The 20,023-nt window shown below is 39.0% G+C and carries 25 protein-coding genes; 18 read left to right on the forward strand and 7 right to left on the reverse strand.

What is annotated here, in order from left to right:
* Positions 1-52: 52 nt before the first annotated feature.
* The 12 genes from minD to thiS all read left to right on the forward strand — a co-directional run bounded on the left by minD (position 53) and on the right by thiS (position 8,516).
* A complete protein-coding gene (gene minD / locus AC5SLP_RS11900; protein WP_495255377.1) occupies positions 53-862 on the forward strand; it encodes a septum site-determining protein MinD in 810 nt (269 codons plus the stop codon).
* The gene (minE, locus tag AC5SLP_RS11905; protein WP_495255378.1) at positions 859-1,098 is read left to right on the forward strand and encodes a cell division topological specificity factor MinE; all 240 of its coding nucleotides are present in this window, start codon (positions 859-861) and stop codon (positions 1,096-1,098) included. The genes minD and minE overlap by 4 nt, the downstream gene beginning before the upstream one ends.
* A gap of 8 nt (positions 1,099-1,106) precedes the next feature.
* Positions 1,107-2,315 carry a divergent polysaccharide deacetylase family protein gene (locus AC5SLP_RS11910; protein ID WP_495255379.1) on the forward strand — a complete coding sequence of 403 codons (1,209 nt, stop codon included), beginning with the start codon at positions 1,107-1,109 and terminating at the stop codon, positions 2,313-2,315.
* A complete protein-coding gene (locus tag AC5SLP_RS11915; RefSeq protein WP_495255380.1) occupies positions 2,315-3,085 on the forward strand; it encodes a DNA-processing protein DprA in 771 nt (256 codons plus the stop codon). The genes AC5SLP_RS11910 and AC5SLP_RS11915 overlap by 1 nt, the downstream gene beginning before the upstream one ends.
* 10 nt (positions 3,086-3,095) lie before the next feature.
* Complete coding sequence (locus AC5SLP_RS11920) at positions 3,096-3,902, forward strand: sulfite exporter TauE/SafE family protein (RefSeq protein ID WP_495255381.1); 807 nt, start codon at positions 3,096-3,098, stop codon at positions 3,900-3,902.
* Between the two features lie 24 nt (positions 3,903-3,926).
* Entirely contained in the window at positions 3,927-4,400 is a 474-nt protein-coding gene (locus tag AC5SLP_RS11925) for a YbaK/EbsC family protein (RefSeq protein ID WP_495255382.1), read from the forward strand.
* 25 nt (positions 4,401-4,425) lie between these two features.
* Positions 4,426-4,965 carry a hypothetical protein gene (locus AC5SLP_RS11930; protein WP_495255383.1) on the forward strand — a complete coding sequence of 180 codons (540 nt, stop codon included), beginning with the start codon at positions 4,426-4,428 and terminating at the stop codon, positions 4,963-4,965.
* Positions 4,966-5,058: 93 nt separating this feature from the next.
* Complete coding sequence (gene ruvX / locus AC5SLP_RS11935) at positions 5,059-5,457, forward strand: Holliday junction resolvase RuvX (RefSeq protein WP_495255459.1); 399 nt, start codon at positions 5,059-5,061, stop codon at positions 5,455-5,457.
* On the forward strand, positions 5,450-6,058 hold the full coding sequence (locus AC5SLP_RS11940; protein ID WP_495255384.1) for a trimeric intracellular cation channel family protein: 609 nt from the start codon (positions 5,450-5,452) through the stop codon (positions 6,056-6,058). Before ruvX ends, AC5SLP_RS11940 begins: the two co-directional genes overlap by 8 nt.
* A gap of 41 nt (positions 6,059-6,099) precedes the next feature.
* On the forward strand, positions 6,100-7,287 hold the full coding sequence (locus tag AC5SLP_RS11945; protein ID WP_495255385.1) for an aspartate aminotransferase family protein: 1,188 nt from the start codon (positions 6,100-6,102) through the stop codon (positions 7,285-7,287).
* 25 nt (positions 7,288-7,312) lie between these two features.
* The gene (locus tag AC5SLP_RS11950; protein WP_495255386.1) at positions 7,313-8,335 is read left to right on the forward strand and encodes an SAM-dependent methyltransferase; all 1,023 of its coding nucleotides are present in this window, start codon (positions 7,313-7,315) and stop codon (positions 8,333-8,335) included.
* Positions 8,319-8,516, forward strand: a complete 198-nt coding sequence (gene thiS, locus AC5SLP_RS11955; protein WP_495255387.1) for a sulfur carrier protein ThiS — start codon at positions 8,319-8,321, stop codon at positions 8,514-8,516. The genes AC5SLP_RS11950 and thiS overlap by 17 nt, the downstream gene beginning before the upstream one ends.
* Here thiS and acpS read toward each other — a convergent pair.
* The 5 genes from acpS to AC5SLP_RS11980 form a co-directional block, all read right to left on the reverse strand.
* Positions 8,513-8,887 carry a holo-ACP synthase gene (gene acpS / locus AC5SLP_RS11960; protein WP_495255388.1) on the reverse strand — a complete coding sequence of 125 codons (375 nt, stop codon included), beginning with the start codon at positions 8,885-8,887 and terminating at the stop codon, positions 8,513-8,515. The two genes, thiS and acpS, sit on opposite strands and share 4 nt — an antisense overlap.
* A complete protein-coding gene (fliL, locus tag AC5SLP_RS11965) occupies positions 8,884-9,423 on the reverse strand; it encodes a flagellar basal body-associated protein FliL (protein WP_495255389.1) in 540 nt (179 codons plus the stop codon). Before fliL ends, acpS begins: the two co-directional genes overlap by 4 nt.
* 65 nt (positions 9,424-9,488) lie before the next feature.
* Positions 9,489-10,844, reverse strand: a complete 1,356-nt coding sequence (radA, locus tag AC5SLP_RS11970) for a DNA repair protein RadA (RefSeq protein ID WP_495255390.1) — start codon at positions 10,842-10,844, stop codon at positions 9,489-9,491.
* Positions 10,837-11,721, reverse strand: a complete 885-nt coding sequence (ftsY, locus tag AC5SLP_RS11975) for a signal recognition particle-docking protein FtsY (protein WP_495255391.1) — start codon at positions 11,719-11,721, stop codon at positions 10,837-10,839. The genes radA and ftsY overlap by 8 nt, the downstream gene beginning before the upstream one ends.
* Complete coding sequence (locus AC5SLP_RS11980) at positions 11,721-12,266, reverse strand: TlpA family protein disulfide reductase (protein ID WP_495255392.1); 546 nt, start codon at positions 12,264-12,266, stop codon at positions 11,721-11,723. The genes ftsY and AC5SLP_RS11980 overlap by 1 nt, the downstream gene beginning before the upstream one ends.
* A gap of 64 nt (positions 12,267-12,330) precedes the next feature.
* Here AC5SLP_RS11980 and AC5SLP_RS11985 point away from each other — a divergent pair, with 64 nt between their 5' ends.
* From AC5SLP_RS11985 to AC5SLP_RS12010, 6 genes are all read left to right on the forward strand, one after another.
* Positions 12,331-12,990 (forward strand): 5-formyltetrahydrofolate cyclo-ligase, encoded by a 660-nt coding sequence (locus tag AC5SLP_RS11985; RefSeq protein WP_495255393.1) that lies wholly within the window; start codon positions 12,331-12,333, stop codon positions 12,988-12,990.
* Complete coding sequence (gene rny / locus AC5SLP_RS11990) at positions 12,896-14,452, forward strand: ribonuclease Y (protein WP_495255394.1); 1,557 nt, start codon at positions 12,896-12,898, stop codon at positions 14,450-14,452. The genes AC5SLP_RS11985 and rny overlap by 95 nt, the downstream gene beginning before the upstream one ends.
* A 61-nt stretch (positions 14,453-14,513) precedes the next feature.
* Complete coding sequence (locus tag AC5SLP_RS11995) at positions 14,514-16,304, forward strand: ABC transporter ATP-binding protein (protein ID WP_495255395.1); 1,791 nt, start codon at positions 14,514-14,516, stop codon at positions 16,302-16,304.
* Positions 16,301-16,963 carry a lipid-binding SYLF domain-containing protein gene (locus tag AC5SLP_RS12000; protein WP_495255396.1) on the forward strand — a complete coding sequence of 221 codons (663 nt, stop codon included), beginning with the start codon at positions 16,301-16,303 and terminating at the stop codon, positions 16,961-16,963. The genes AC5SLP_RS11995 and AC5SLP_RS12000 overlap by 4 nt, the downstream gene beginning before the upstream one ends.
* 8 nt (positions 16,964-16,971) lie before the next feature.
* Positions 16,972-17,535, forward strand: a complete 564-nt coding sequence (locus tag AC5SLP_RS12005; RefSeq protein WP_495255397.1) for a DedA family protein — start codon at positions 16,972-16,974, stop codon at positions 17,533-17,535.
* Positions 17,536-17,739: 204 nt separating this feature from the next.
* Positions 17,740-18,399, forward strand: coding sequence for a LexA family transcriptional regulator (locus tag AC5SLP_RS12010; RefSeq protein WP_495255398.1), 660 nt, complete (start codon positions 17,740-17,742; stop codon positions 18,397-18,399).
* Positions 18,400-18,444: 45 nt separating this feature from the next.
* Here AC5SLP_RS12010 and AC5SLP_RS12015 read toward each other — a convergent pair whose 3' ends face one another.
* Positions 18,445-19,350 (reverse strand): bile acid:sodium symporter family protein, encoded by a 906-nt coding sequence (locus tag AC5SLP_RS12015; RefSeq protein WP_495255399.1) that lies wholly within the window; start codon positions 19,348-19,350, stop codon positions 18,445-18,447.
* A gap of 119 nt (positions 19,351-19,469) precedes the next feature.
* Positions 19,470-19,964 (reverse strand): peptidylprolyl isomerase, encoded by a 495-nt coding sequence (locus tag AC5SLP_RS12020; protein WP_495255400.1) that lies wholly within the window; start codon positions 19,962-19,964, stop codon positions 19,470-19,472.
* Positions 19,965-20,023: the final 59 nt, after the last annotated feature.

The following is a 20,023-nucleotide window of genomic DNA, read 5'->3' on the forward strand; positions in this document are numbered from 1 at the left end:
TGCTCACGAATAGTGCATTACAAATAAGATTTTGAACACATAAAGAGGTTACATGGGTATTGTGATTACCGTAACGTCTGGTAAAGGTGGTGTTGGTAAATCAACAACAACCGCAAACCTAGCCGTTGGACTTGCAAATTTAGGTAAAAAAGTTGTAGCAATTGACTTTGATATAGGTCTTAGAAATCTAGATATGATTTTAGGTCTTGAAAACCGCATTGTGTATGATGTTGTCGATGTCATGGAAGGTCGTTGTAACCTTGCTCAAGCACTGATTAATGATAAAAAATCCAAAACCCTTTATTTCTTACCTGCAAGTCAGACAAAAGATAAAGACATTTTAAGTAAAGAAAAAGTCAAAGCTTTGATAGAAAGCCTCAAAGAGAACTTTGACATTATCTTAATCGACTCACCCGCTGGAATTGAGAGTGGATTTGAACACTCTATTTTTCTTGCAGATCGAGCACTCATCGTTTCGACACCGGACGTAAGTTCTGTACGCGATGCAGATCGTGTTATTGGAATCATCGATGCTAAAAGTGAAAAAGCAACCAATGGACAAGAAGTTGAAAAGCATGTTATTATTAACCGCATTAAACCTGAAATGGTCGATGCTGGCAATATGCTCAGTGTTGAAGATGTGTTGAGCATTTTAGCCTTGCCACTCATTGGTATTGTTCCTGATGATGAAGACATTATCACTTCGACCAACACAGGAACACCTATTGTGACAAAAGATAAATCGCTTGCGGCTGAAGCCTATCGTCGCATTGCACGTCGCATTTTAGGAGAAGAGGTTGAGTTTCTTGATATTAGAGCGAAGAAAGGACTTCTTGCAACTATCAAAGGAATTTTCAAATGAGTTTTTTTGATTCACTTTTTGGGCGCAATAAAAATACAGCGCATGTCGCAAAAGACCGCCTTAAAATTATGCTAGCACATGAAAGGGCTAGTTGTAAGTTACCGTATTTAGATGACCTTCGCAATGACTTAATTGATGTCATCAAAAAATACACCAAAGTAGAAGATGTTAAAATTACTTCTCACAATAATCAAAATCTGGAATTCTTAGAAGTTGAAGTAATTCTTGGAAAGTAATGTAATTTATGGTAAAAAAAAATAAAGAAAAACAGACAAAAAAAGTAACGCCTTCGCATCAAGAGATTCGTTCAAGCACTTTGAAAAAATACAGCTTGATGATTATGTTCGTATTAACGTTGGTGATGATCGCCTTTGGCGGTTATCTCTACATGACAACCTCGTATCAGCATTACAAAGCTATTCAGCAGCAACAAAATGCATCAACAGATGAGTTAATGCGCAAAATGAAGCAGATGTTGGATGATGAAAAAACACGTTTGGCAACGCTTCCTCCTGTGCCAACAGCAGAATCCAATGAAAGCAATACAACAACGACGCCAAAAACCACAACAACCACGCAAGAAAGCAATCTCACCACCAAAGAGCCTGCCGTTTTTCCTGAAAACAATCAAAGTGTTGCCTCCACTGCAACTCCTGCAATGGAAAGTAGCGTGCCTAAAGTGGCTACTTCGGTTAAAGAAGATGATAAAAATCATGACCGCTCTGAAGTTCAAGAGTACCAACGTAGTTTAAAAGATGAAAAAATAGTCTCTAAACCCACAGAAGTGATTCGTAAAAAGTATCCTGCTGGGACAACGCCAAGGCTAGCGATTATCTTAGATGATGTTTCTTTTCCTTGGCAGACACGTTTGATTAAAGAGATTCCGTATAAGGTAACCCCCTCTTTTTTCCCGCCAACCAAAGGGCATCCAGAAACCGTTCGTCTTTCTCATGAGTTTGAATTTGCAATGATTCACTTGCCGTTAGAATCAAAATACTACTCTCGCCCAGAGGAAGATACCCTCAATACAACCGATGGCATTGATGTTATTGAACGACGCATCAAGCGTATTAAAGAGTGGTTCCCTCAAATTAAATACTATAACAACCATACCGGTGGCTCCTACACGGCTGATTATAATGCTATGGATCGTTTAATCAAAGTGATGAAAGAAAATGGGTTGATTTTTGTGGACAGTCGGACAATTGGAAGCAGTAAAGCTCCTGTTATTTGCAAAAAATATGACATGTTCTTATATTCACGAGATGTCTTTTTAGATAACTCACTGGATAAGCCTTTAATTCGTGAACAATTGCGCCAAGCTGTGGTAAAGGCCAAGAAAAATGGTTATGCGATTGCTATTGGGCATCCTCATAAAAATACGTTGGAAGTCTTGCGAGATTCTAAAGATCTCTTAGAAGGTGTTGATCTCGTTTATCTTAAAGATTTGTGATGTTTCAAACCATAGACTTTCATATTCCTGAATTAGAGAGCATGAAAGTCTATCCTTCTGCTTTGTATTTTTTAGGAAACATCTCTCTTTTGAAACGCCCTAAAATCGCAATTGTCGGTACACGCCGTCCAAGTGCTTACACCAAAGCCTATACACAGATGTTAGCTCGCAAACTTTCTCAAAACGGTTTATGTATTGTCAGCGGTGGCGCACAAGGTGTTGATGCGATAGCGCACTTGGGGGCACAAAGCAACAATACCATTATGGTCGCAGGTACGGGGCTTGACATACGCTATCCTGCTATCAATCAAAAACTGATTGCGGAAATCGAATTACACGGATTGGTCATCAGTCAATTTGAGGCAGGTAAGCCCTCAACAAAATGGAATTTCCCGCTGCGTAATGAGCTGGTTGTTGCCCTGGGAGACGAGCTTATTGTCACACAAGCCGATTTGAAAAGTGGTAGCATGCGAAGCATTGAATACGCCCTTAAGATGCAAAAGCAAATCTATGTGTTACCCCAACGTTTAGGTGAAAGTGAAGGCACACATTGGTTATTAAAGCAAAACTTGGCAAAATCAATTGATGATATTGAAACGTTCTGTGGACGTTTTGGCTCCACATCTAATGTCGAAGAGAACGCATTTTTAGCGTACTGTGACACGCAACCTTTGTACCACGATGCCGTTGAACGTTTTAGCAAAGAAGTGTTTGAGTACGAATGTTTAGGACAAATAATCGTTGAAAATGGGCGCATTAAACGCGCATGAAGGATAAGAAATGATTGGTTTTGAATGGATACTTGCATTTTTGGTTTTAGGAGCCGTGGTCGGCTTTATGGCAGGGCTTTTGGGTATAGGCGGTGGCGGCATTATGGTTCCCGTTTTAACGAGTATTTTCTTGGCACAAGGTGTCCCTGTTGAACAAGTGGTTCATATGGCACTGGGTACGTCTATGGCGTCGATTGTTATGACCTCTTATGCAAGTATGCGAGCACACCATAAACGAGGTGCGGTACAATGGAATGTGGTTAAAATGATGGCAAGCGGTGTCATTATAGGTACCTTTGGTGCTACCTTTTTAGCATCTAGCATGAAATCATCTCAACTTGCTATTTTCTTTGCCGTATTTATGGCTTATGTGTCTATTCAGATGGCAATCGATAAGAAGCCAAAACCAAGCCGTGAACTTGTCAGCAACAAAGCGCTTTTTGGTGGTGGCACGTTTATTGGTATTGTCTCAGCGCTTGTCTCTATCGGTGGCGGCTCACTGACCGTTCCTTTTTTGGTCTGGCAAAATGTTGATTTGAAAAAAGCGATAGCTACATCGGCTGCAATTGGTTTCCCTCTTTCTATCGCAGGTACGGTGGGGTATATGGTCAATGGCATGATTCACTCGCACGCTTCTTCAGATATGGTGCTAGGTTTTGTCTATCTTCCTGGTGTGATTTTGATTTCTGCAGTGAGTTTTTTTACAGCACCTCTTGGTGCAAAAATGGCGCATAATTTACCCGTTGCGAAACTAAAAAAGATTTTTGCATTACTCTTAATGAGCCTTAGCATCAAGATGCTGACATCGGTTTTGTAATTTTTACATGTAAAAGGATAGTGCATGGCGATAGAAACAGTAAAAGCCTATTTTAAAGAGCATCATATGGAAGATGCTGTGATTGAGTTTACAAAGTCTAGTGCCACGGTTGAATTAGCCGCACTTGCACTGGGCTGTGAACCTGCACGCATCGCAAAAACGCTCTCCTTTTACAGGGGAGAGAACGCTGTGTTAATTGTTACGGCGGGTGATGCTAAAATTGACAACCAAAAATATAAGGAGCATTTTCAAGAAAAAGCGAAGATGCTAAAATACGAAGATGTTGAAACCTTGATAGGACATGGTGTGGGTGGCGTTTGCCCTTTTGCCGTGAATGAGGGTGTTGCCATCTACTTAGATGTTTCACTTAAACGGTTCGATACAGTTTATCCAGCAGCAGGCAGTGCCAACAGTGCTATTGCCTTAACATTAGAAGCGTTAGCTTTTCATTCTAAGGCTTTAGGTTGGGTTGATGTGTGCAAAAATTGGCACGCGTAGTTTTACATGTAAAGAGGAAAAATAGATGAAAAAATATTATTGGTTGGTTTTACTCTTACCCTCTTTGGCCATAAGTGGCAGTAACCCTTTTTTAGAAATTCAAGCGAAAGAGGCTACAAAACACTGTATGGAAACATCAGAGATTCAAAACACGTATACTCCAGAAACCCTTTTCCAATCCAGCGCGTTATGCGTTGAAGAAGAAAAATACCCTCAAGCTGTTGAGCTTTATCTTGTGGCAATAGCGTATGGAAATTACGATAGCGCCAGAGTGTTAGATAAAACGGCAAGACAAGCTTTAGATAACCTCAAAACAAGTAATTTTGGCGATATTGATGCGCGTAAACGCAATCTTTTTGCCGAGGCACTTCGTACGCGTTTAGATAATATGAAACAGAGTTGCTCGTTTCTTATTGCGTTAGGAAAACCTAATTATTATCCACGTTATATGGTGCAAGCGGGTGAAAATGCGCTGATTCAAAAATCGAACAATAGCTTGGTGCCAAATTACAATGAAAAAGAGCTCTGGCACGACACGCTTTTTACCTACCTTCGATGTCCGTAAACCTTTTACATGTAAAACTGCAAAGAGCGCTTTAAATCAATCTAGGTTACAATAGATACCTTATTTCAACAACGAGTAATCATAGTGAAAAAAATGGCATGTATCGATGTGGGGTTAAAACGTATAGGATTAGCCTTATGTCTTGGCGCAAATATTGTCACTCCACATGAAGCAATTTTACGTAAAAATCGCGACCAAGCGGCGCGAGATGTGGATGCTTTTCTAAAAGAGTGGGGTATTGAATGTTTGATTGTGGGGCTTCCAAAAGGCGGAAGTAGCAGTGAAGAGATGGAACGGAGAATTAAACATTTTGTGAGTTTGCTGTCATTTAGTAATGAGGTCATTTATCAAGACGAATACGGCTCAAGCAATGAGGCGAAAGAGATGATGCAAGGTGTTACCCGCCAAAGGCGTGATGGAAAAATTGACTCCATGGCGGCTAAAGTTATTTTAGAGCGTTATTTAGATGCACAAAAGGCGCACCATGGTTGAGCTTGAGGTTGCCGAAATTATCGGAACGATTGCATTTGCTTTGAGTGGTTTTTACGTGGCTATCAAAGATAGATTGGATTTATTGGGTATTTTTATTGCTTCTTTTTTGACGGCATTAGGTGGAGGACTCGTTCGTGATACCTTAGCCAGTCGTGCGCCGTATACGTTTACGCACCTTTTGCCTTCTATTTTGGTGATTGGTGTTATTGCATTAAGTATCGTGTTGAAGTTACATCTTAAAGATGAAATCGAGAAGAAGTTTTATTTTATTATCAGCGATACATTGGGATTGGTCTCTTTCTCAATTTCAGGTGCATTGGTTGGATTGCAAGCGGATTTTAATTTTTTTGGCGTCATTTTATTGGCATTAGTGACAGCCGTTGGAGGTGGTGTCGTCAGAGACATTTTGCTCAACCGTGTTCCGTTACTTTTAACCAGTGAATTTTATGGAACGGTTTCTCTGTTGGTTGGAGCGATTTTGTATGTTTTTGAACAATTGAGTATCAGTGGCTATCTTTCATTTATGGCCGTTTTTGCTTTTGGTGTGACGCTTCGTTTGGTGGCTTATTATAAACAGTGGCAGTTGCCCAAAATTGGGTAGCACTTTTGTGCTATAATGCGATTTTTTTAGAGGAGTGAATTATGGATTTAGAAACAATGGATAAAGAGTACGTTCTTCACACGTACACACGAAATTATGTCAATTTTAAACACGGAATTAACGCAACACTTTTTGATGATAAGGGTAGAGATTATATCGATTTTACAAGTGGTATTGGCGTTGTGAGTGTCGGACATGGTAATCAACGCTTAGCCGATGCCATTAGCGACCAAGCACGCAATCTCATTCATACCTCCAATCTATATATGATAGAACCGCAAGCAAGACTGGCTAAAAAAATCAATGAACTCACAGGGTTTGACGTGAGCGTTTTCTTTGGAAACTCAGGAGCCGAAGCCAATGAGGGCGCGATTAAACTTGCACGAAAATACGGCGAGAAAAAATTTGCCAATAAAAAATACAAAGTCTTAACGCTTGAACATTCATTTCATGGAAGAACGATTACTACGGTGAAAGCAACAGGACAAGAGAGCTTTCATAAAAGCGCGTTTGCTCCATATCCTGAAGGGTTTGCTTATACTAAAGCCATTGCAGATTTGTACAATGCGATTGATGATGAAACCATTGCCGTTATGATTGAACTTGTACAAGGTGAAGGCGGGGTTAAAGCGTTTCCAAAAGCGGAAATTCAACACCTTGCGAAGTTCTTGAAAGAGAAAGAGATTTTATTGATTATTGATGAAGTTCAAAGCGGTGTTTTTAGAAGCGGTGAATTTTTGGCAACCTCGTTGTATGATATTGAGCCTGACATCATCACTCTTGCAAAAGGGCTTGCGGGTGGTGTGCCAATAGGTGCGGTTGTAACCAAACATAAAGACATCTTTGAAGCGGGAGACCACGGAAGTACTTTTGGTGGTAATTTCCTCTCAACCCGTGCTGGACTTGAGGCGTTAGCCATTTTAGATGAGTACAAACAAAGTGGCATGCTTGATAAAACACTTATCTATTTTGAAGAAAATCTTAAAAGAGTGTGCGCGGCATATCCTTCCTTATTCGAAAGTGTAGAAGGTCTTGGCATGATGCGTGGAATACGCTGCAAAAGTGCGGATATCCTCGCCAGCATCATTAAAAAAGCGTTTGAAAATGGACTGTTGGTTCTAAAAGCGGGACAAAATACGCTTCGTTTCTTACCGCCTCTTACGATTTCAAAAGAAGAGATTGATGAAGGCTTCAAACGTTTAGAAACTGCGTGCAAAGCACTTAGTTGAGGCCTGTTTGAAATTTAGCGCGTATATGCATGAATGGCTCTATGGCAAAGAGGGCTATTACACCAAAGAGCGAATCATTGGTAAAGAGGGTGATTTTTATACGGCTGTGAGTACCAGTATGTTTTTTGGCGGTTCTATCGCTAAAAGATTAATTTCAACGATAGAGAGTGGATTTTTAAGTCCATCGGCCTTTGTCGTTGAAATTGGTGCGCACAAGGGCTATTTATTAGCCGATATGATTCAATTCATCTATACACTCAAACCTGAACTTCTCCAAACCTTAACCTTTGTCATCGTCGAGCCGTTTTCAAAAAACCAAACCATGCAAAAAGCATATTTTGATGAAGCCTTTGGCGATGCTATTACTCTTTTACATATAAAAGATTTAGAAGCGTTTTCGTGCCATGAAGCCTTTTTTGTCGCCAATGAAATTTTTGATGCCTTTGCTTGTGAGGTAATCAAAGAGGATCAGATGCTTTTTATTGAGAATGGTACAGCCTATTTTGATACGATGGATGATATCACAAGAACATATGCGCATGAATATGGCATCACTAAGGGTGAGCTGTGTTTAGGGTATGAACCGTTTGCTGCTTCTATGGCACAATGTGCAAAACGGTTTGAATTCGTGACATTTGATTATGGTCAAAAAGAGCCAAGGGAAGATTTTTCGTTGCGTGTGTATGCAAAGCACACCGTCCATCCTTTTTTTGCATTAACCCATCTTGTCGAAGAGTCTTTACAAGAGAAAGAGTCCTTTGACACTTTCTTTGCTCAGTCAGATATTACGTATGATGTCTGTTTTAACCATCTTTTTCATGCCTTCAAAAAAGAGGGGATTCGTATTGAGCAGTTTAGCTCTCAAATGAAGGCATTGGTCGATTTTGGTTTAATTGAATTATTAGAACTTTTTGCACAAAAGGTCTCTCCTAAAGTTTATGAACAAGAAGTCAATCGTGTGAAAACATTGATTGACCCTTCCTTTATGGGAGAACGATTTTGTATGGCATGTTTTCGTAAAGGAGAAGAGAATGCATCTAATCATTAATGGCGAGGCAAAAGAGAGTCACGCATCAACCATTCAAGACCTCTTAAATGAACTTGGCATTGAAAGTAAAGTGATGGCGGCGGCTGTGAATATGAGCGTGATTAAAAAAGAGCAGTGGGAAACGTATCAGTTATGCGAGAATGACCGTGTTGAGTTTTTACAATTTGTCGGTGGTGGTTAATGCCACAAAAGAAGAGATTCTTTTTTCCCTTCTATCACAGCAACCGCAACGGCAAACCCATTGTCGTGTGTGATTGAAAGCGAAACATCTGTAATCGCATAGGTTTCTATAAGGTGTTTAGAAAGTGTGAAATGAGGCGCATTTTTTGCGTCTTTATAGAGTTTAATATCAAAAAAACCGCATGTGGCGCTAATACCTGTTCCTAATGCTTTTGAAATGGCTTCTTTTGCCGCATAAAAACCAGCCGCAGTTGCGTCATTTTTAACGAAAGAGAGTTCTTCTGGCGTGAGAAACTTTAAGAGCGCTTTATCGCCAAAACGCTCTTGAAGCTTACGAATACGTTCAATAGAAACGATATCAATCCCTATCATTGAACCACAAAATCTGTAAAGTAGATATTTTTAACTTGACCATCGGAGAGATTTTCATTGATTTTATCAAGGACCTCTTCTTTGAGTTTATCTTTACCTTTTAAGGTACTGATTTCTTCAAACGTTTTGGATGAGAATGTACGGATAATAATGTCGCGAATAAGCGATTTTTTATGATCCATCTCTGGTTGTAATTTTGCATCACTGAGTTCTAAATCAATCGAAACTTTTAAAAAGCGGTTACCACTTTCGCTGAGTAAATTCACAACGAATTGCGCCATAGGATACATTGGTCCGATAACAAGATGGTCCGTTGATCTTTTTGTTTTTTTCTTTTCTGTTTTAACGTCTTGATGACTTGTATCCGCATTTGCAACCGTCGCTTCATCATGGCTACCGCCTAAGAGAAAAAACGCAGCTGCGCCACCACCTACGAGCAGTACTACTAATAATACAATGATGATAATAAGGACGGTGTTACCTTTTGATTTTTTTTCAACTGTGACGTCACCATCTTCGGGTTTTTTACCAGCCATTTTGCTTCCTTCTTTTACATGTAAATCTTAAACTCTTAGTCATATCGACTAAAATTTGAAAAATTTTACATCCACTCGATTAATTTTGAAACTTCATCAATGTTATAGCACTTCACACCATCTAAACTTTCAAGCGGAAGCGATGGCACGACGGCCTTTTCAAAGTGTTGTGACTTGGCCTCTTTTAAACGCAAATCAAGGTTGAAAATATCGCGTACATCACCGATTAATGTTACTTCACCGATAAAAACAGTATCTTTACTAATGGGGCGATTACGATAAGAGCTAATGATAGCGGCAATAATGGCTAAATCAGCGGATGTTTCTGTGATTTTAATGCCACCTGCAATATTGATATAGACATCGTATTGATTAAACGGAAGGTCGAGTTTTCGCTCCAAAAGCGCTAAAAGCATCGTAAGGCGATTGAGTTCATATCCTGTGGCACTGCGTTTTGGATTGGGGTAACCGCTATCGCTCACTAAAGCTTGCACCTCTAAAACGATAGGACGACTTCCTTCCATTAAAACCGTAATAGCAGAGCCTGCTTGTGCACGACCTCTGGTAAAAAACTTTTTAGAAATATCTTTGGCACTAACCAGACCAATTTTGGTCATCTCAAAAATACCGACTTCGCTAGTGGTTCCAAAGCGATTTTTAAAGCCTCTTAGAAGTCTGAGTTCTCGTGAAGAATCACCTTCAAAATAGAGTACCGTATCGACCATATGTTCTAGCACTCTTGGTCCTGCGATAGAACCATCTTTGGTGATATGCCCGATGATAAAAATAGCAATATTACGCTCTTTCCCAAAACGCATGAGCTCAAATGTAATCTCTCTCACTTGTGAAACGCTACCCGGAGCTGAGGCGATTTTTTCACTGTAAATGGTTTGGATGGAGTCGATAATTAAAACCTCAAAGGACTGTTTTTCTAATTCAGAAAAAATGGTATCCAGTCTGATTTCTGAGAGTAAAAAAAGATTGGGATAGTTGCTATCAACACGATTGGCACGTAATTTAATTTGGCTAGAGGATTCTTCACCACTGACGTAAAGAACTTTTTTCCCTTCTTTGGCGAGATTTCCAGCAATTTTTAGAAGGAGGGTTGATTTGCCAACACCAGGACTTCCCCCGATGAGTGTTAAACTTCCAGCAACAATGCCTCCACCAAGAACCAAATCTAGCTCGGAATCTCCTGAACTAAACCGGTCAATGTGTTCAAATAAAACCTCTGTGATTGGAATAGCCGCGCTACTTTGAGGAGAATTTGGTTTTGAAGAGACCTCTTTGAGCACTTCAATTTGTTTTTGCGAAAGCTCAATGAATTCATCCCATGCCCCACAATTAGGACATTTTCCAAGCCATTTTGCGCTTTGATGCCCACAGGCTTGGCACTCAAAAAGAATCTGTTTTTTAGCCATTGGTCGAAGTGAAAATTGAATCTAAAATCGTATCAATATAATCATCGGGATTAAATGGAATTAAATCATCTTTCCCTTCACCGACACCAACATAAGCGATAGGCAGTTCGAGTGCTTTTGCGATACCAAAAAGTGAGCCGCCTTTTGCTGTACCATCAAGTTTGGTAATAATAATAGCATCAATATGAATCATTTCATGAAAGGCTTTGGCTTGATTAATGGCAGACGTTCCTTGCGTTCCATCCAAAATTAAAATTTTGCGGTGGGGTGCGCCAAGAAGGGCTTTATCGCAAATGCGCACGATTTTTTTAAGCTCGTTTGCAAGATTGACTTGATTGTGAAGTCTGCCTGCGGTATCAATAATGACATGGTCTATTTTTTTAGCAATTGCAGAGCTAATGGTATCATAAGCTACAGCAGAAGGATCATGCCCTTGTTGTGTGTACACAATCCCTACATCAAGACGTTCCGCCCAGCTTTTGAGCTGTTCAATAGCCGCAGCCCTGAAGGTATCGGCAGCACCTAAAAGAACGCTTTGTCCCTCTTGTTGGTAATTGTGTGCCAGTTTGGCAATGGTAGTTGTTTTTCCCGCGCCATTCACACCGATAATGAGCTCAACAAATGGCTTTTGTGCTGTTGTGACTTCAGGTGTTTTGTACGTAAAGTAGGCTTTTAATACACGTTTAACATCGGCTCGTACGACATTTTGTGCTGGGGGGAGATAATAAATGATTTCTTCAACTAATTCATAGGGAATATCAGATTCTATTAAAATTTCTTCCAAAAGAGCCTTGTCGATTTTCTCAACTTTTTCAGGAAGAATCTCTTTAATAGCACCGAGTGTTTTATCAAGACCTTTTTTAATAAAGCTAAACATTAAAGCACTTTTTTGATATCGGCATCAATCATCTCTTCGGGTATTGCACCGACATAATGTGTTGAGTATTGTCCATTTTTATCGTATAAAAACATTAATGGAATATTCTTGACTCCGCCAACACTCTGTGCAAATTTAAAATTGTCGATACCGTTGGTAATGATGTAATTAATATTATTGAATTTCATAAAATTACTGATCTCTTCATTGGATTTATTCTCTTCAAGTAAAACACTAATAATGACAAAATTCTCTTTATACTTCTCTTGAAGGCTAATTAAATGGGGAATCTCTGCTTTACAAGGAGGACACCATGTAGTGAAAAAATTGACTAAGACGACTTTGTTTTCATAGCCTGAAAAACTATATCCTTTGTCTTTTGTTGTAACGACTATCTCTTTTCCTGTAATATCATGCAAAACAATCTTCTCTATTTTAACTTCTTCATTGGTTGTAATGTTGTTATCAGCTTTCTTTTTTTCAGAAGAACAACCGCTTAAAAAAAGTAGGGCGCAAGAGGTAAACAGAGCAATCCAAAATTTCATTGTGATCCTTTTTTTAGATTATAAAGGATATGATTGTAGTCAAACAAGCCTTAAAGTGACAACAATGGAAAAAATTAAGTTTGAAAACAAATCACACTTTCGCTCCGTTGCAAGAGCTAAACTCAGTACATTACGTAACACTTATAAACGTGATAAAATCATTCAGAAAGAGCTTTTATCACTGTTACAATCTGTAAGAGCCCGTACCATTCTTTTGTACAATCCACTCCCTATTGAAGCCAATGTCACGAACGTAATCGCAACATGCAGACGAAGAAAATGTAAAGTGTATGTTCCGTTTATGGAAGGTATTAGTTTCAAGATGGTAGAATGGAGATTGCCTTTATACACGAAAACATTTAACATCAAGGAGCCAAAGAACTCTTTTGCTGTTAAACCAAACATTGATTTTGCTATCGTGCCTGTCATTGGGGTTGATGGGGCACTCAAACGCGTTGGTTTTGGGAAAGGGATGTACGATCGTTTTTTTGAGTCTCTGACACCTAAACCTCCAATATTATTTGTTCAAAGGGAGCTTTGTATGACACACACTCTATTAGCAGAAGAACATGATATTGCAGCAGATATTTATTTAACCCCATATAAAACTATTATAAAAAGAGGGAAAAATGGTCTTAGAGTCATTAGCAGTCGGTGGAGCCGCGCTAGTAAGCGGCGTTGCAGGATTTTTCATCGCCAAAAAGATGGAAGCTGCCAATTATGAGATACATGTTGCTCAAGCAAGAGCCAAAGCCAAAGCCATAGAGCATGAAGCAGAATTAATCCTTAGTAATAGCAATCTAAAAGTTAAAGAAGCAGAGCTAGAAGCCAAACGCAAATACGAAGATCGTACGATTAGCCTTAAAAAAGAGCATACCGAAAAGGTATTAGAGCTTGAGAAAAAAGAGCGTTCGTACAAAGATGAACTCAAAAAAATAACCAAAGAACGTGAAGAACTCCAAGTATTACAAGAGAACGCAACGACTTTATTTGAAGAAGGCAAACAATTAAAAGATGAATACAGTGTCAAAGTCAGTGAAGCATTAATTGTCTTAGAACGCTCCGCAGGACTGACACAAAATGAAGCGAAAGAGATAGTTCTTACCAAAGTAGAAGAACAATCACGCGCCGAAATCGCCCATACAGTAAGACGCCTTGAAGAAGAAGCCAAACAAGATATCAAACGACGCGTTAATTACATTTTAGCGCAAGCGACAACCCGCTTTGCCGGTGAATTTGCAGCTGAGCGTTTGATTAATGTTGTGAATATTAAAGATGATGAACTTAAAGGCCGTATCATTGGTAAAGAGGGTCGAAATATCAAAACGCTTGAGATGCTTTTAGGTGTTGATATTATTATTGACGACACACCAAATGCCATTATCTTAAGTAGTTTTAACCTCTATCGCCGTGCCATTGCAACTAAAGTCATTGAACTCTTGGTTCAAGATGGAAGAATTCAACCTGCACGTATTGAAGGTATTTATGAAAAAGTCAAAGATGAATTTGATCAAAGTCTCATGGAAGAGGGCGAGAATATTGTCATTGACCTAGGTCTTACAAAAGTTCACCCTGAGCTTGTGAAACTCATTGGTCGTCTTAAATTTAGAGCAAGTTATGGTCAAAATGCTTTGGGACACTCTCTTGAAGTTGCACACCTTGCGGGTATTATTGCCGCTGAAACGGGTGGCGATGTCCTTCTTGCACGCCGCGCAGGTATCTTACATGATATCGGTAAAGCTTTAACCCATGAGACAGCAGGCAGTCACGTTGATTTGGGTGCTGAAATCTGTCGTCGTTATAAAGAGCATGATGTTGTCATTAATGCCATTTTTGCTCACCATGGACATGAAGAACCGACATCCGTTGAATCAGCTGCCGTATGCGCCGCAGATACTCTCTCAGCTGCACGTCCTGGTGCGCGTAGAGAAGTTTTAGAGAGCTTCTTAAAACGTGTTCAAGATATTGAAGATATTGCTAAAAACAAACAAGGTATTAAACAAGTATACGCCATCAATGCGGGTCGTGAGATTCGTGTCATTGCCAATGCAAAATTGATTAATGACGATGAAGCTGTTTTACTTGCTAAAGAAATTGCCAAAGAGATTGAAGATAAAGTTCAATACCCTGGCGAGATTAAAGTCAATGTCATTCGCGAGTTACGTGCGGTTGATTTTGCGCGTTAATTCTTTTTACATGTAAAGAGCTTCGGCTCTTTACATTCTGCACTTTATACCTGGAAATTTTATGCAAACACTCTATACATTCACATCACTGTTTCACATTGTAAAGAGCTATAAAAAAGAGCTGATTATCGCAAATATCGTTGCTTTTTTAGCGGTGGCTGTGAGTACGCCTGTTCCACTTTTAATGCCTCGATTGGTTGATGAGGTCTTGTTAGGAAAAGCGGGATTTGTGACCCATTTTGTTGATGCGTTATTTCATTCGCATCAGCCACCGTATGTCTATATTGCGATAGTTCTCATCACTGTTATTGTCCTTCGCGTACTTTTTTTCTTGCTCAATTATATGCAAACAAAACTCTTTACCATCGTCTCCAAAAATGTTGCGTTCAAAGTTCGTGAAGACGTTCTTGCTCATTTGAGTAAAGTAGCAATGAATCAATTTGAGCTTTTTGGCTCAGGTAAAGCGGCATCGTTATTGGTTGTTGATATTGAAACCATTGATAATTTTTTAGGTGTTTTTGTGAGTCGGTTGATTATTTCTATTTTAACTATTTTGGGCGTGGGTGCTGTTTTATTAATGATTCATTGGCAATTAGCACTTTTCATCTTAATTTTAAATCCTGTCGTGATTTTGTTTACAACCAAATTAGCTAAAAAGGTAGCGAAACTTAAAAAAGAGCAAAACAAAGCATTTGAGCTTTTCCAAGATACGTTAGCCGAAACATTGGAAATGTTTGTGCAAATTCGTTCTACCAACAAAGAAAAACTGTTTTTTGATAAAGTCCATGAGCATTCACAAGCGATTAAAACCAGTTCAATTTTATTTAGCTATAAAAGCGATGGCGCCAATCGTCTCTCTTTTTTGATTTTTCTCTCAGGTTTTGAGCTTTTTCGCGCTGCAAGTATTTTTGTTGTAGCGTATTCAGATTTAAGCATTGGCTCGATGTTGGCGATTTTTGGTTATCTTTGGGTCATGATGCCGCCTATTCAAGATATTTTGAATATTCAATATTCGTATCACAATGCGCAAAAAGCATTGGATCGCATCAACGAAATTTTACAGCTTAAGCAAGAAGATATAGGATTACATGTAAAAAATCCTTTTGAAAAAACGCTCACAAATGCCTTGGACGTGAAAGAGGTGAGTTTTAGCTATGATGGGCATAAAACAGTGTTGGAAGACATTAATTTACATATTCCTAAAGGCTCAAAAATCGCTATAATTGGCGCAAGTGGAAGCGGTAAAACAACCTTGGCGCATCTTTTGGTCGGGCTTTACCCACTTGAAGAGGGCGATATTTGCTTTGATGGAATTTCCGTTAAAGAGATAGGGCTTGATATTGTGCGAGATCACCTTTTTTTAGTGTTGCAAAATCCACAGCTTTTTAATGCCACCATAGCGCAAAATTTAATGCTGGATGAAAAAAGTGACCATGCGCTCATTCATAAAGCACTACAAATTGCGCAATTAGACCAGTTTATTGAAGAGCTACCCGATGGTTTACAAACACAAATTGGTAAGCATGGGATTAAACTCTCCGGCGGTCAAAGGCAACGTCTTTCAATTGCTAGAATGGTTCTTCAAAATCCAAATATTGTTATTTTGGATGAATCTACCTCGGCATTGGATGTCCATACGGAAGCAAAATTATTCAATGCGCTTGAAGCGTATTTAGAAGGCAAAACGACGATCATCATAGCGCATAGACTGAGTACGATAAAAAAAGCGGACTATATTTATGTGTTAGATAAAGGTAAAATTGTAGAATCAGGAACTCATGAAGCGCTTATGCAACAAGAGGGTGCCTTTTTTAACTATGTTGTAGAAAATCAAAGGAGTAAAGACAAATGAAAAAAGTATGGATCAGTCTTTTGATGGCATTGTGTGTCAGTACGTTGCTGTATGGTTCAGCTGAAGAGAAGTTACTCAATTCTTCCAATGCACTCAAAAGCATGTTACGGGATTCTCAAGCCATTCCGCGAAAAGTTTTTAGTACGGCACAAGCCATAGCTATATTTCCTAAAACCATTGAAATTAGTATGCTTTTAGGCGGTAAAACGGGTAATGGTGTGATGGTCGTACGCCGCAATGATGGTTCATGGAGCTATCCATTTTTTGTTAAATTAGGTGGCGCGGGACTTGGGTTACAACTTGGTTATGAATCCAAAGACATCTTAATGGTCTTTAGAAGCAAAGACAGCGTTAAGAAGCTGATGGGTAATAAGATTACCTTAGGGGTGGATGCTTCTGTTGCTGCAGGTCCTGCAGGGGAGAGTGTCGGTAAAGGCAGTGAGCTCGATTTTAAATCGGAAATTTATACGTATACGAAAACCGAAGGGTTGTTTGTTGGTTTTTCTGTTGATGGCTCTGTCATGACACATGACCATGACCAAAATATAGAACTTTACGGTAATAATATTACCCCTGAACAGATTGTAGAATCAGATGGGTTACTCTCTTCGTATGCCATTGAAGAGTTTATGAAAACAATTCAGCAAATTAGCAACTAAGGATTCATGTGCAAGATATTTTAAGTTCTCTTTCGACCTATGGTTATATTTTATTGTTTGCGTATTCTTTCGGAGGAGGAATGCTTGCGATTATTGCTGCGGGGGTTTTGAGTTATGCGGGGAAAATGGATTTAAGTGCGTCTATTGCTATTGCCGCAGTAGCCAATGTTATTGGCAGTGCCTTTTTATTCTCTATGGGACGTTATAATAAAAAAGCGTTGATGCCTTACATCAAAGCACATCGTCGAAAATTGGCATTGAGTCATATTTTGATGAAACGCTATGGTGATAAAATTATTTTTATCCAAAAGTTTATTTATGGATTAAAAACGTTGGTTCCCATTACAATTGGACTTACAAAATATCCTCTACTGAAATTCCATACGATTAACACTATTTCAGCAATTATCTGGGCTGTTGGACTTGGACTAGCAAGTTTTCAAGCCGGTGAAATTTTGATGAAAATTGCCTCGTATTTTTCAGATAATCCTTATATGGCTCCAGTGATACTGCTTAGTATCTTAGGAATTATTTGGCTCTACTTTCAAAAGGCAACCACAAAGAAGAGCTAAGGCTCTTCTTAAAATATTTTGTTGCTGATGACCAACATCTTCTGTTCAAAACGATTCATAAATTCATTGTATGCTTTACGTGAGTGACTTAGGGTACAGATTATACTTTTCATAGGGCACCTCTGTTATAAAATTTTCATTATTGTAATAAAAAATAAAAATGTGCTATAATTATATTTCAAAATGAAATATTGGAGGGTAAAAATGCCAGATATATTAGCCGTTTTGCATAAAATCAAAGATGTTCTTTCCGAAGAAGTTGGTAATAGAAAAGTGTTTGATAAAGATGTTGCCGAAGCCCTTGGCATTAATCAGCTCACCCTTGCTACTATGAAAAACAGAGATAAAATTCCTTATAAAGAAATTTTAGAATTTTGTGCGAAACGCAAAATATCTATCAATTGGCTTTTATTTGACCAAATTGTGGAGAGTTTGCAAGTTGAAACCGACAAATTTGCACGCATTCACTATTTTAAAGATATTTACGCCTCAGCTGGTGGTGGGGCTTTAAACGATGATGAGTCGAGTGAAATGATGACACTCGATGAAGAGATTGTCGCTAAACTTGGAGGCATCGGAATGATAAAGCACATTCAAGCCATCAATGTTTTAGGTGATTCTATGGAACCAACGCTTTACAGTGGCGATGTTGTTTTTATCAATAAAGAGTACACCAATGCGATGAAAGCGGGTATTTATATTGTCTCAACGCCTGCTGGGTTGTTTATTAAACGTTTGCAGTTACAAGCCAATGGCATGGTCGCACTCGTCTCCGATAATGAAGCCTATTCACCTGAGCTCATCAATGCAGATGATGTTCAAATTTTAGGAAAAGTAGTTGGTAAGTTGTCTGCTAATATTTGAGAGTTCATCCAGTCAGAAAACGCTGCTTCTGGATGAACTAAGAGGTTATTTTTGTTTAGACCAGTAGCCTGCAAGAATAGAGCCAGAGATGTTATGCCATACGCTAAAAATAGCGCCTGGTAATGCACTAAGCGGCGTGAAGTATTTCATAGCCAGCGCTACGGCAAGGCCTGAATTTTGCATACCGACTTCAATCGCAACAGTTTTACAAATTTTCTTATCGTACCCTAACCATTTGGTAATAAAATAACCGCTGGCAAGCCCCGATGCGTTATGAAGCATAATCCCCAAAATCGTCATGAGCCCAACGGTTGCGATGTTCTTTTGATTGAGTGAGACAACAATGGCGATAATAAATACAATAGCAACCATCGAGAACGTTGCAAGATACGGTTCATAGCGTTTGATGATGACATGTAAAAAGTAATTGACAATGACACCTGAGATAACGGGCGCAACTACCATTTGTAAAATTCCTATTAACATACTTTGTGCTGGAACAGGAACACTCTGCCCGACATAAATCCACGTTAAAAAAGGTGTCGCAAAAACGGACAGAAGCGTAGAGGTCATTGTCATGGTAATGGAAAGTGCGACATCCCCTTTGGCTAAATAGGTAATAACATTGGATGCGGTTCCTCCTGAAACAGCGCCGACAAGTATCATACCGACCAGTAATTCTGTGGAAAATCCAAACAGTTTTGAGAGTAGAAATGCCGCAAAAGGCATAATAAAAAATTGTAATGCAACCGTGATAGCAATAATTCTTGGTTGTTTAAGCACGCGTGCGAAATCTTCTAAACGCAATGTGACACCCATAAAAAACATAATGGCAATGAGTAAAGGAGCAATTTGTGCTTTATACGGCGTGAAAAATTGAGGCATCATATACGCAGTTATTGAAAAAAGAAGTGCCCATAACGGAAAAAGGGAGTTAATACGACTAATCATAACGTTCCTTTGATAAAAAATAAAGAGAGATTATAACAAAGCAAAGATTGATTTATGCAAAAAGAGAAGGGAAAAGAAGATTACATGTAAAGTAAAAATACTTTACATGTAATGAGGTATTAGAGTTTATCTTTAATTTCAATGGTAAGGATTTTATCATTTTGATTAATGCTATCAAGCACTTTAAAGCTCTCTTTATCGTCTTTTGCAATTGCGCCAAAAACGGTATGCATTCCATCTAAGTGAGGACAATCAACAAAACAGATAAAGAACTGGCTACCGCCGGTATTTGGTCCTGCATGTGCCATAGAGAGTGAACCACGTTTGTGTTTGCTTTTTTGACCTTTACATTCACATGCAATAGACCAACCAGGACCACCGGTTCCTCTTCCATCTGGGCAACCACCTTGTGCCATAAAGTTTTTGATAACACGGTGAAAAATAAGACCATCATAAAATTTGTCATTGGCTAACGTTGCGAAATTTGCAACAGCAATAGGAGTCTCTTCAGGGTTGAGCTTAATGATTATGTCACCTTTTTCTGTTTTGACGATGGCATATTGAAAAGCAGCTAATTGCTCTTTTGTGTAGTCATACGTTTTAAGTCCCTTCATTGTAAAGCCTTTAATGTTTAATTTAAATAGTTTTGATTATAACAAGCCGTTCCTATGAG

Source organism: Sulfurospirillum sp. E15m, assembly GCF_059415145.1.

Bases quoted from the DNA above. Each gene is read 5' to 3' on its own strand.
- AC5SLP_RS12020 (WP_495255400.1), bottom strand. From the start codon at position 19,964: ATGAAGGGACTTAAAACGTATGACTACACAAAAGAGCAATTAGCTGCT.
- AC5SLP_RS11995 (WP_495255395.1), top strand. From the start codon at position 14,514: ATGCAAACACTCTATACATTCACATCACTGTTTCACATTGTAAAGAGC.
- AC5SLP_RS12000 (WP_495255396.1), top strand. From the start codon at position 16,301: ATGAAAAAAGTATGGATCAGTCTTTTGATGGCATTGTGTGTCAGTACG.
- AC5SLP_RS12015 (WP_495255399.1), bottom strand. From the start codon at position 19,350: ATGATTAGTCGTATTAACTCCCTTTTTCCGTTATGGGCACTTCTTTTT.
- AC5SLP_RS11910 (WP_495255379.1), top strand. From the start codon at position 1,107: ATGGTAAAAAAAAATAAAGAAAAACAGACAAAAAAAGTAACGCCTTCG.
- AC5SLP_RS11940 (WP_495255384.1), top strand. From the start codon at position 5,450: ATGGTTGAGCTTGAGGTTGCCGAAATTATCGGAACGATTGCATTTGCT.
- rny (WP_495255394.1), top strand. From the start codon at position 12,896: ATGGTCTTAGAGTCATTAGCAGTCGGTGGAGCCGCGCTAGTAAGCGGC.
- AC5SLP_RS12010 (WP_495255398.1), top strand. From the start codon at position 17,740: ATGCCAGATATATTAGCCGTTTTGCATAAAATCAAAGATGTTCTTTCC.
- minE (WP_495255378.1), top strand. From the start codon at position 859: ATGAGTTTTTTTGATTCACTTTTTGGGCGCAATAAAAATACAGCGCAT.
- AC5SLP_RS11930 (WP_495255383.1), top strand. From the start codon at position 4,426: ATGAAAAAATATTATTGGTTGGTTTTACTCTTACCCTCTTTGGCCATA.
- acpS (WP_495255388.1), bottom strand. From the start codon at position 8,887: ATGATAGGGATTGATATCGTTTCTATTGAACGTATTCGTAAGCTTCAA.
- ftsY (WP_495255391.1), bottom strand. From the start codon at position 11,721: ATGTTTAGCTTTATTAAAAAAGGTCTTGATAAAACACTCGGTGCTATT.
- AC5SLP_RS11985 (WP_495255393.1), top strand. From the start codon at position 12,331: ATGGAAAAAATTAAGTTTGAAAACAAATCACACTTTCGCTCCGTTGCA.
- AC5SLP_RS11950 (WP_495255386.1), top strand. From the start codon at position 7,313: ATGCATGAATGGCTCTATGGCAAAGAGGGCTATTACACCAAAGAGCGA.
- radA (WP_495255390.1), bottom strand. From the start codon at position 10,844: ATGGCTAAAAAACAGATTCTTTTTGAGTGCCAAGCCTGTGGGCATCAA.
- thiS (WP_495255387.1), top strand. From the start codon at position 8,319: ATGCATCTAATCATTAATGGCGAGGCAAAAGAGAGTCACGCATCAACC.
- AC5SLP_RS11915 (WP_495255380.1), top strand. From the start codon at position 2,315: ATGTTTCAAACCATAGACTTTCATATTCCTGAATTAGAGAGCATGAAA.
- minD (WP_495255377.1), top strand. From the start codon at position 53: ATGGGTATTGTGATTACCGTAACGTCTGGTAAAGGTGGTGTTGGTAAA.
- AC5SLP_RS11925 (WP_495255382.1), top strand. From the start codon at position 3,927: ATGGCGATAGAAACAGTAAAAGCCTATTTTAAAGAGCATCATATGGAA.
- AC5SLP_RS11945 (WP_495255385.1), top strand. From the start codon at position 6,100: ATGGATTTAGAAACAATGGATAAAGAGTACGTTCTTCACACGTACACA.
- fliL (WP_495255389.1), bottom strand. From the start codon at position 9,423: ATGGCTGGTAAAAAACCCGAAGATGGTGACGTCACAGTTGAAAAAAAA.
- ruvX (WP_495255459.1), top strand. From the start codon at position 5,059: ATGGCATGTATCGATGTGGGGTTAAAACGTATAGGATTAGCCTTATGT.
- AC5SLP_RS11980 (WP_495255392.1), bottom strand. From the start codon at position 12,266: ATGAAATTTTGGATTGCTCTGTTTACCTCTTGCGCCCTACTTTTTTTA.
- AC5SLP_RS11920 (WP_495255381.1), top strand. From the start codon at position 3,096: ATGATTGGTTTTGAATGGATACTTGCATTTTTGGTTTTAGGAGCCGTG.